Origin of the sequence: uncultured Marinobacter sp. (assembly GCF_963974375.1) — a bacterium.
GTDB lineage: Bacteria > Pseudomonadota > Gammaproteobacteria > Pseudomonadales > Oleiphilaceae > Marinobacter.
In genome coordinates this window covers 1-7,965 of record NZ_CAXBDN010000210.1, presented here as the reverse complement: position 1 = coordinate 7,965, position 7,965 = coordinate 1, and the positions used below count along the sequence as shown (strand labels likewise).

The 7,965-nt window shown below is 56.8% G+C and carries 7 protein-coding genes; 6 read left to right on the top strand and 1 reads right to left on the bottom strand.

What is annotated here, in order from left to right; all coding sequences use genetic code 11:
* Window positions 1-346 (bottom strand): citrate/2-methylcitrate synthase (locus AAC035_RS15835; RefSeq protein WP_339805833.1); only part of this gene is annotated, 346 nt, incomplete at its 3' end.
* A gap of 455 nt (window positions 347-801) precedes the next feature.
* Here AAC035_RS15835 and sdhC point away from each other — a divergent pair.
* The 6 genes from sdhC to AAC035_RS15805 all read left to right on the top strand — a co-directional run.
* The gene (gene sdhC / locus AAC035_RS15830) at window positions 802-1,179 is read left to right on the top strand and encodes a succinate dehydrogenase, cytochrome b556 subunit (RefSeq protein WP_339805831.1); all 378 of its coding nucleotides are present in this window, start codon (window positions 802-804) and stop codon (window positions 1,177-1,179) included.
* Entirely contained in the window at window positions 1,164-1,517 is a 354-nt protein-coding gene (gene sdhD / locus AAC035_RS15825; RefSeq protein ID WP_339805829.1) for a succinate dehydrogenase, hydrophobic membrane anchor protein, read from the top strand. Before sdhC ends, sdhD begins: the two co-directional genes overlap by 16 nt.
* Before the next feature lie 3 nt (window positions 1,518-1,520).
* Window positions 1,521-3,293 carry a succinate dehydrogenase flavoprotein subunit gene (sdhA, locus tag AAC035_RS15820; RefSeq protein ID WP_339805827.1) on the top strand — a complete coding sequence of 591 codons (1,773 nt, stop codon included), beginning with the start codon at window positions 1,521-1,523 and terminating at the stop codon, window positions 3,291-3,293.
* Between the two features lie 13 nt (window positions 3,294-3,306).
* A complete protein-coding gene (locus tag AAC035_RS15815; protein WP_339805825.1) occupies window positions 3,307-4,011 on the top strand; it encodes a succinate dehydrogenase iron-sulfur subunit in 705 nt (234 codons plus the stop codon).
* A gap of 318 nt (window positions 4,012-4,329) precedes the next feature.
* The gene (locus AAC035_RS15810) at window positions 4,330-7,164 is read left to right on the top strand and encodes a 2-oxoglutarate dehydrogenase E1 component (protein WP_339805823.1); all 2,835 of its coding nucleotides are present in this window, start codon (window positions 4,330-4,332) and stop codon (window positions 7,162-7,164) included.
* 26 nt (window positions 7,165-7,190) lie between these two features.
* A partial coding sequence (locus tag AAC035_RS15805; protein WP_339805821.1) for a 2-oxo acid dehydrogenase subunit E2 occupies window positions 7,191-7,965 on the top strand: 775 nt, incomplete at its 3' end.

The following is a 7,965-nucleotide window of genomic DNA, read 5'->3' as shown; positions in this document are numbered from 1 at the left end:
GATCGTGCAGCATGGTGTGGTTCTTGATGGTGTCGTGGAACTTCCTGTTCTCTTCCGGCGTGGGCAGTTCGCCGTTCAGCAGCAGGTAGCAGACTTCGAGATAGTCCGAGCTTTCTGCCAGCTGATCAATCGGGTAGCCGCGGTGCAGCAGAATGCCGGCGGCGCCGTCGATGTAAGTGATGCTGGACTCGCAGGCTGCAGTGGAAACGAAGCCCGGGTCGTAAGTGAACACGCCTTCCTGGACAAGGCTCCGAACGTCTATAACGTCGGGTCCGACGGTGCCTGAGTAAACCGGTAGCTCAATGGACTTGTCACCCACCGAGAGCGTGGCTTTCCTGTCGGTCATGGTGCTCTCCTGTTATCAGCGTTGAAAGCGCGTGAAGGCGCGTAATGTTCATTAACCGGCGGCAAAATATAGGGTGTTGGCTTTTTTTGTCAATGGAACATTGGATAAAAGCTGTTAAATCAATACCCGTAACTTGAGCGAAGCCTGAAATGTACCCGCCTTTAATGCCCTTTTGCATAGCGAATGTCAATCATCCCTATAGCTGAGGTGAGGAACTGATTTGGCGGGGATTTTATACCTTGCCGGTTTGTAATTCCGGGGTCCACTCCTTATAATCCCTAGCCCGGAAATGGGGACATACCAAGCCTGAACGCCTGCAACGACGTCTGCGATGGTGTTCTCCCTCCAGAGTCCGTCGCACCCGGTGCCCAAACAACCGGTGCGGCGTCCTACATACCAACCATCCGCCCCGGCCTGTCCGGAACCGCGGAACCAAGAGAGAGTGTGAGAGCGCTGTGAATAGCAAACGACCAGTAAATCTCGATCTCGGCAAGTTTCATTTTCCGCTGCCTGCCATTACCTCCATCCTGCATCGCGTCAGCGGCATCATCATTTTTATTGGTGTTGCCTTCCTGCTGTACGGGCTGGACCTTTCCCTGTCCGGGGAAGACGGCTTCAACCGCGTGAATGAATTGCTGAACAGCTTCCTGGCGAAGCTCATTATCTGGGGCATACTGTCAGCCCTTCTTTACCATCTGGTTGCAGGTATCAAGCACCTGTTCATGGATATGGGTATCGGTGAGGAGCTGGAGAGCGGGCGGCTCGCCGCAAAAATCACGGTGGTTGTCTCAGTTATTCTGATTGTTCTGGCAGGAGTATGGATATGGCTGTAAGCAGCGTAACGAATCTCGGTCGCAGCGGTGTCTATGACTGGATGGTCCAGCGGGTCAGCGCCTACGTACTGGCTCTGTACACCATTTTCCTGCTTGGCTTCATGCTGACCACTGACGTCACCTACGACGCCTGGGCAGGTTTGTTTGGTCAGACCTGGTTCCGCATATTCTCACTAGGCACGCTGATCGCTCTCGGTGGGCATGCCTGGGTTGGTTTATGGACCGTTACCACAGATTACATCAAGGCCACTGCGTTGCGATTCCTGATTCAGGCAGCCTGTGGGGCGACAATGTTTGTCTATGTGGTTTGGGGCATTCAGATTCTTTGGGGGCTTTAACAGATGGCTAATATCAAGACCATGTCTTACGACGCGATTGTTATCGGTGGCGGTGGCGCCGGTATGCGAGCTGCCCTGCAGTTGACCGAATCCGGCGTCAATACGGCCTGTATCACGAAAGTATTTCCTACCCGGTCCCACACGGTATCAGCTCAGGGTGGTATCACCTGTGCCATTGCAAGCGCTGATCCCAATGACGACTGGCGCTGGCACATGTATGACACGGTCAAGGGCTCCGATTACATCGCCGACCAGGACGCTGTCGAGTACATGTGTTCAGTAGGTCCCCAGGCGGTGTTTGAACTTGAGCACATGGGCCTTCCGTTTTCACGCACCGAGCAGGGCCGCATTTATCAGCGTCCCTTCGGTGGCCAGTCCAAGGGCCCCGATGATCCCACCCAGGCAGCCCGTACCTGTGCCGCCGCCGACCGTACCGGTCATGCCCTGCTGCACACCCTGTACCAGGCCAATCTGAAAGGCGGCACTACCTTCCTCAACGAATGGTATGCGGTGGATCTGGTCAAGAACAGCAAGAACGAAGTGGTTGGTGTTGTTGCTATCGAGATCGAAACCGGCGAAGTGGCTTACATCAAGTCCAAGGCGACAGTTCTGGCGACCGGCGGTGCAGGGCGTATCTACGCTTCCACCACCAACGCCCTGATCAATACCGGTGACGGTATCGGCATGGCCCTGCGCGCGGGCTTCCCGATGCAGGACATGGAAATGTGGCAGTTCCACCCGACAGGTATTCACGGTGCCGGTACGCTGGTAACGGAAGGTTGTCGCGGTGAGGGTGGCTACCTGATCAACTCCGAAGGTGAGCGTTTCATGGAGCGTTATGCGCCCAACGCGAAAGACCTGGCGGGTCGTGATGTGGTGGCCCGGTCAATGGTGATCGAAATTCTTGAAGGCCGTGGCTGTGGTCCGGAAAAGGACCACGTATTGCTGAAGCTGGATCATCTGGGTGAAGAAACCCTGAACCTGCGTCTGCCGGGCATTTGCGAACTGTCCCGTACCTTCGCTCACGTGGACCCGGTGAAAGAGCCGGTTCCGGTAGTACCCACCTGTCACTACATGATGGGCGGTATTCCCACCAACGTGGGTGGCCAGGCGCTGACCCAGGATGAAAACGGCAAAGACAAGCCGATTCCCGGTCTGTTTGCCTGCGGTGAAGCAGCCTGTGTATCGGTACACGGCGCCAACCGTCTGGGCGGCAACTCGCTGCTGGATCTGGTGGTGTTCGGTCGTGCCGCCGGTCTTCACATCGAGGAGCAACTGCGCGGCGGATTCGAGGTTGACGGAGCCAGCGAGGAAGACATCACTCGCGCCATGGCACGCCTTGAGCGTCTGAACAATGCCTCCGAAGGCGAAAGCGTTGCCGCGGTCCGCAAGGATCTGCAGAACTGCATGCAGCTGTATTTCGGCGTATTCCGTGACGGCAAGAGCATGGAAGAAGGTCTGAAGAAGCTGGAAGCCATCGGTGAGCGTGTTCGTAACACCAAACTGACCGATACCAGCAATGCCTTCAACACCGCGCGTATTGAAGCGCTCGAGCTCGACAACCTCTTTGAAGTTGCACTCGCCACTGCGATCTCGGCCTTTGAGCGTAAGGAAAGTCGTGGTGCCCATGCCCGTAACGATTTCACCGAGCGTGACGACGAGAACTGGCTGAAGCACTCCATGTACTTCCCGCTGGACAAGCGCGTCGGCAAGCGTGATGTAAACTTCGCGCCGAAGACCGTACCTACCTTCGAGCCGAAGGTCCGGACTTACTAAGGGGGATGTGAAAATGTTAGTAAGCCTTTATCGTTATAATCCGGAAACCGACAACGCGCCCTACATGCAGGACGTCGAGGTCGAGGTTCCGGAAGGCAAGGATCTGATGGTTCTGGATATCCTGAACCTGATCAAGGAGCGTGACTCCTCCATGGCCTACCGCCGTTCCTGTCGGGAAGGCGTGTGTGGTTCTGATGGCATGAACATGAACGGCAAGAACGGTCTTGCCTGCATCACGCCCATGTCTCAGGTGCTCAAGAACAACAAGCTGGTGCTGCGGCCACTGCCGGGTCTTCCGGTAATTCGTGATCTGGTCGTCGACATGAGCCTGTTCTACAAGCAGTACGAGAAGGTCATGCCGTACCTGGTGAACGACAAGCCGGCGCCGGCTATCGAGCGGCTGCAGTCCCCCGAGGACCGTGAGAAGCTGGATGGCCTGTACGAGTGTATTCTCTGTGCCTGCTGTTCCACCTCCTGTCCTTCGTTCTGGTGGAACCCGGACAAGTTTATCGGTCCGGCCGGATTGCTGCAGGCGTACCGCTTCCTGGCGGACACCCGTGACACCGCCCAGGCCGATCGTCTGGCCAATCTTGATGATCCGTTCAGCGTATTCCGCTGCAGGGGTATCATGAACTGCGTCAGCGTCTGTCCGAAGGGACTGAATCCGACCCGTGCCATTGGTCATATCCGTGACCTTCTGTTGCAACGGGCAACCTGACAGGCAGTTCTCTGAATTGCCGCTATACTGTTCTGGAAGTGCCAGAGCCCCCGGCCTGCATTCCACTTGTCCTGAAAAGCCTTCTACCAAAGGCGCATTGGCAAGTGTGGGCCGGTAGGGCACGCTATCAGGCCGCGAAAATTGCTCACAAAGCACTTTCGCGGCTTTGATTTAGTACAAAAACCACCGGGGAACGGAAAACATCCGTGTGCATTGTGGTGGCTACAGTCGATCTCGTAAAAACCCGTATTGACTGTGAAATACCCCTGGCCGACCATAGTGAGCTCCCCCGCACCAGTCCAAGGTGAGCTATTCAAAATGCATGAAAGCATAATGGAGCAGTTATGGCAGACCTCTCATCTACAAGGTGGGAATCTGGCCTATGTCGAGCAGCTTTTTGAAACCTACCTGACCGACCCCAACGCCATCCCCGAAGAGTGGCGTAGCTACTTTGACAAGCTTCCCGGCGTCGACGGTCAAACCCGCGATATCGCACATTCCACCATCCGCGAACAGTTCGAGCACATCGCCCGCAATCAGCGTTTCTTTAACGGCGCTGGCGTTCCTGCCTCCGCGACCTCCGACGCTGACCGCAAACAGATCCGTGTTCTGCAGATGATCAATGCCTACCGCTTCCGCGGCCATCAGGAAGCGAAGCTGGACCCCCTCAATGTCTGGCAGCGGCAGACAGTGGAAGATCTGGATCCGGCGTTTCACGAACTCAGCGAGGCTGATCGGGATCTGGAGTTTCAGACCGGTTCTCTGAATTTTGGTTCAGAGGTCATGAAACTCGGTGAAATCGTTGATGAGCTGCGCAAGACCTATTGTTCTAGCGTGGGTGCCGAATACATGCACGTGGTGGACACCCGCATCAAGCGCTGGTTCCAGCAGCGCATGGAGCCATCCCGTTCCCGGCCGGCGTTTGAGCCTGCCACCCGCAAGCATCTTCTGGAGCGCCTGACCGCTGCAGAAGGTCTGGAAAAATATCTGGGCTCCCGTTATCCGGGGGTCAAGCGCTTCGGTCTGGAAGGCGGCGAAAGCCTGATTCCCTGTCTGGATGAGCTTATCCAGCGGGCCGGCAGCTACGGTGCCAAGGAAATTGTTCTGGGTATGGCCCATCGCGGTCGCCTCAACGTGCTGGTCAATACCCTTGGCAAGAACCCGAAAGATCTTTTTGATGAGTTCGAAGGCAAGAAAATGGCGGATTCCGGCTCCGGTGACGTCAAGTATCACCAGGGCTTTTCTTCCAACGTCATGACCGAAGGCGGTGAGGTTCACCTGGCGCTGGCCTTCAACCCGTCCCACCTTGAAATTGTATCTCCGGTTGTTGTCGGTTCAGTACGAGCCCGCCAGGATCGCCGGGGGTGTGTTGACGGTACTCAGGTATTACCGATTATCCTCCACGGCGACGCGGCCTTTGCCGGCCAGGGCGTTGTCATGGAAACCTTCCAGATGTCCCAGACCCGGGGCTACGGTGTTGGTGGCACGATACATATCGTCATCAACAACCAGGTGGGTTTCACCACCCATCGTCAGGAAGATGCCCGCTCTACGGAATACTGCACGGACGTCGCCAAAATGGTACAGGCGCCGATTCTGCACGTTAACGCCGACGACCCGGAAGCGGTCATGTTTGTGACCCAGCTGGCCATGGACTACCGCAATGAGTTCAAGCGGGACGTGGTTATCGATCTGGTATGTTATCGCCGTCGCGGCCATAACGAGGCGGATGAGCCTTCCGCAACCCAGCCGGTCATGTATGACAAGATCCGCAAGCTGAAAACCACCCGTCAGCTTTACGCCGATACCCTGATTTCCGCCGGTGTGATCACCGACGCAGAATCCAAACAGATGGAGATGGACTACCGTGACGCGCTGGATAATGGCGAGCACGTGGTCAAGTCCCTGGTCAAGGAGCCCAATAAAGAGCTCTATGTCGACTGGTCTCCTTTTCTGGGCCATGAGTGGACGGCGAAGTGCAAGAGCAGCGTAAACCTCAAGACCATCCAGCGTCTGGGCAAGAAAATCACCCAGCTGCCTGAAGGTTTCACGGTTCAGCGTCAGGTCTCGAAGATCGTTGACGACCGCAACAAGATGACCGCCGGTGCCTTGTCCATGAACTGGGGCTACGGTGAGATGATGGCCTACGCCACCCTGCTCAACGAAGGTCACCCGATTCGCCTGACCGGACAGGACGTGGGTCGTGGTACCTTCTCCCATCGTCATGCCGTACTTCATAACCAGAAAAACGGCGAAACCTGGACCTCGCTGGCCAACCTGTCTGACAACCAGCCGCCGTTTGACCTTTACGATTCGCTGCTGTCCGAAGAGGCGGTGATGGCGTTTGAATACGGTTACTCGACGACGTCGCCGAATGCGCTCATCGTCTGGGCAGCACAGTTCGGTGATTTCGCCAACGGTGCTCAGGTTGTTATTGATCAGTTTCTGACCAGCGGAGAGCACAAGTGGGGCCGGCTGTGTGGTCTGACCCTGCTGCTGCCCCACGGCTATGAAGGCCAGGGCCCGGAACACAGTTCGGCCCGTATGGAGCGGTTCCTGCAGCTCTGCGCAGAGCAGAACATTCAGGTTTGTGTGCCTACCACGCCTTCCCAGGTTTTCCACATGCTGCGCCGGCAGGTGAAGCGACCGTTGCGCAAGCCCCTGGTCGCGATCACCCCCAAGAGCCTGCTGCGTCATAAGGAAGCCACTTCGGAACTTGGCGATCTGACCGAGGGCACCTTCCAGACTGTACTGCCGGAACGGGAGCCATCGGATCCGAAAAAGGTAACTCGTCTGATTCTGTGCAGTGGCAAGGTGTATTACGACCTGCTCGAAAAGAAAAAAGAAGATGGCCGGGATGATGTGGCAATTGTTCGTATCGAACAGCTGTACCCGTTCCCGGCGGACGATCTGGACGAGCTGATAGGCCAGTACACCAAGCTCAAGCACGTGGCCTGGTGCCAGGAAGAGCCGATGAACCAGGGTGCCTGGTATTGCAGCCAGCATCATATGCGTTCGGCATTGCATCGCCTGAATCCGAAACTGTATCTTGAATACGCTGGCCGCGAGGCGTCTGCCGCTCCAGCCGCCGGTTACATGTCTGTGCACGTCGAGCAGCAGAAAAAGCTGGTTACTGACGCCTTTGAACTTTGACGAGCTACCGAACGTAAGGATTTGAAATGTCGATAGAAATAAAAGCCCCTGTATTTCCCGAATCGGTCGCTGAGGGTACGGTTGCCACCTGGCACAAGAAGCCCGGCGAAGCTTGTGAGCGGGATGAACTGATTGTCGATATCGAAACCGACAAGGTGGTTCTGGAAGTGGTTGCACCCGCCAGTGGTGTTATTGAGGAGATCCTCAGTGACGAAGGCGACACGGTAGCCAGCGGTCAGGTCATCGGTAAGTTCAAGGAAGGGGCTGCGGGCGAGAGCCCCGCTGCGGCACCTGAAAAGCAGGACGAAAAACCGGCAGCCGCCAGCGCGGAGCCTGCCCCGGCAGCGTCCGGAGACAGCCGGGTGAGCCCGGCCGCACGCAAGCTGGCCGAAGAAAATGATATCAGTGCCGATTCCGTCAAGGGCACGGGCAAGGGCGGTCTGGTGACCAGGGAAGACATGCAGGCCCATATCGATGGTGGCAAGTCAGCGCCTGCTGCAGCCAGCAAGCCCGCAGCCATGCCGGAAGTAACCGTGGCAGCCGGTGAGCGGACCGAGAAGCGGGTTCCCATGACCCGTTTGCGTTCCAGTATCGCCAAGCGACTGGTCAGTGCCCAGCAGAACGCAGCGATGCTGACGACCTTCAACGAAGTGAACATGAAGCCGCTGATGGATCTGCGCAAGCAGTACAAGGATGGCTTCGAGAAGCGTCACGGCGTCAAGCTCGGTTTCATGTCGCTGTTCGTAAAGGCCGCTACTGAAGCCCTCAAGCGCTTCCCGGCCGTGAACGCCTCGATTGATG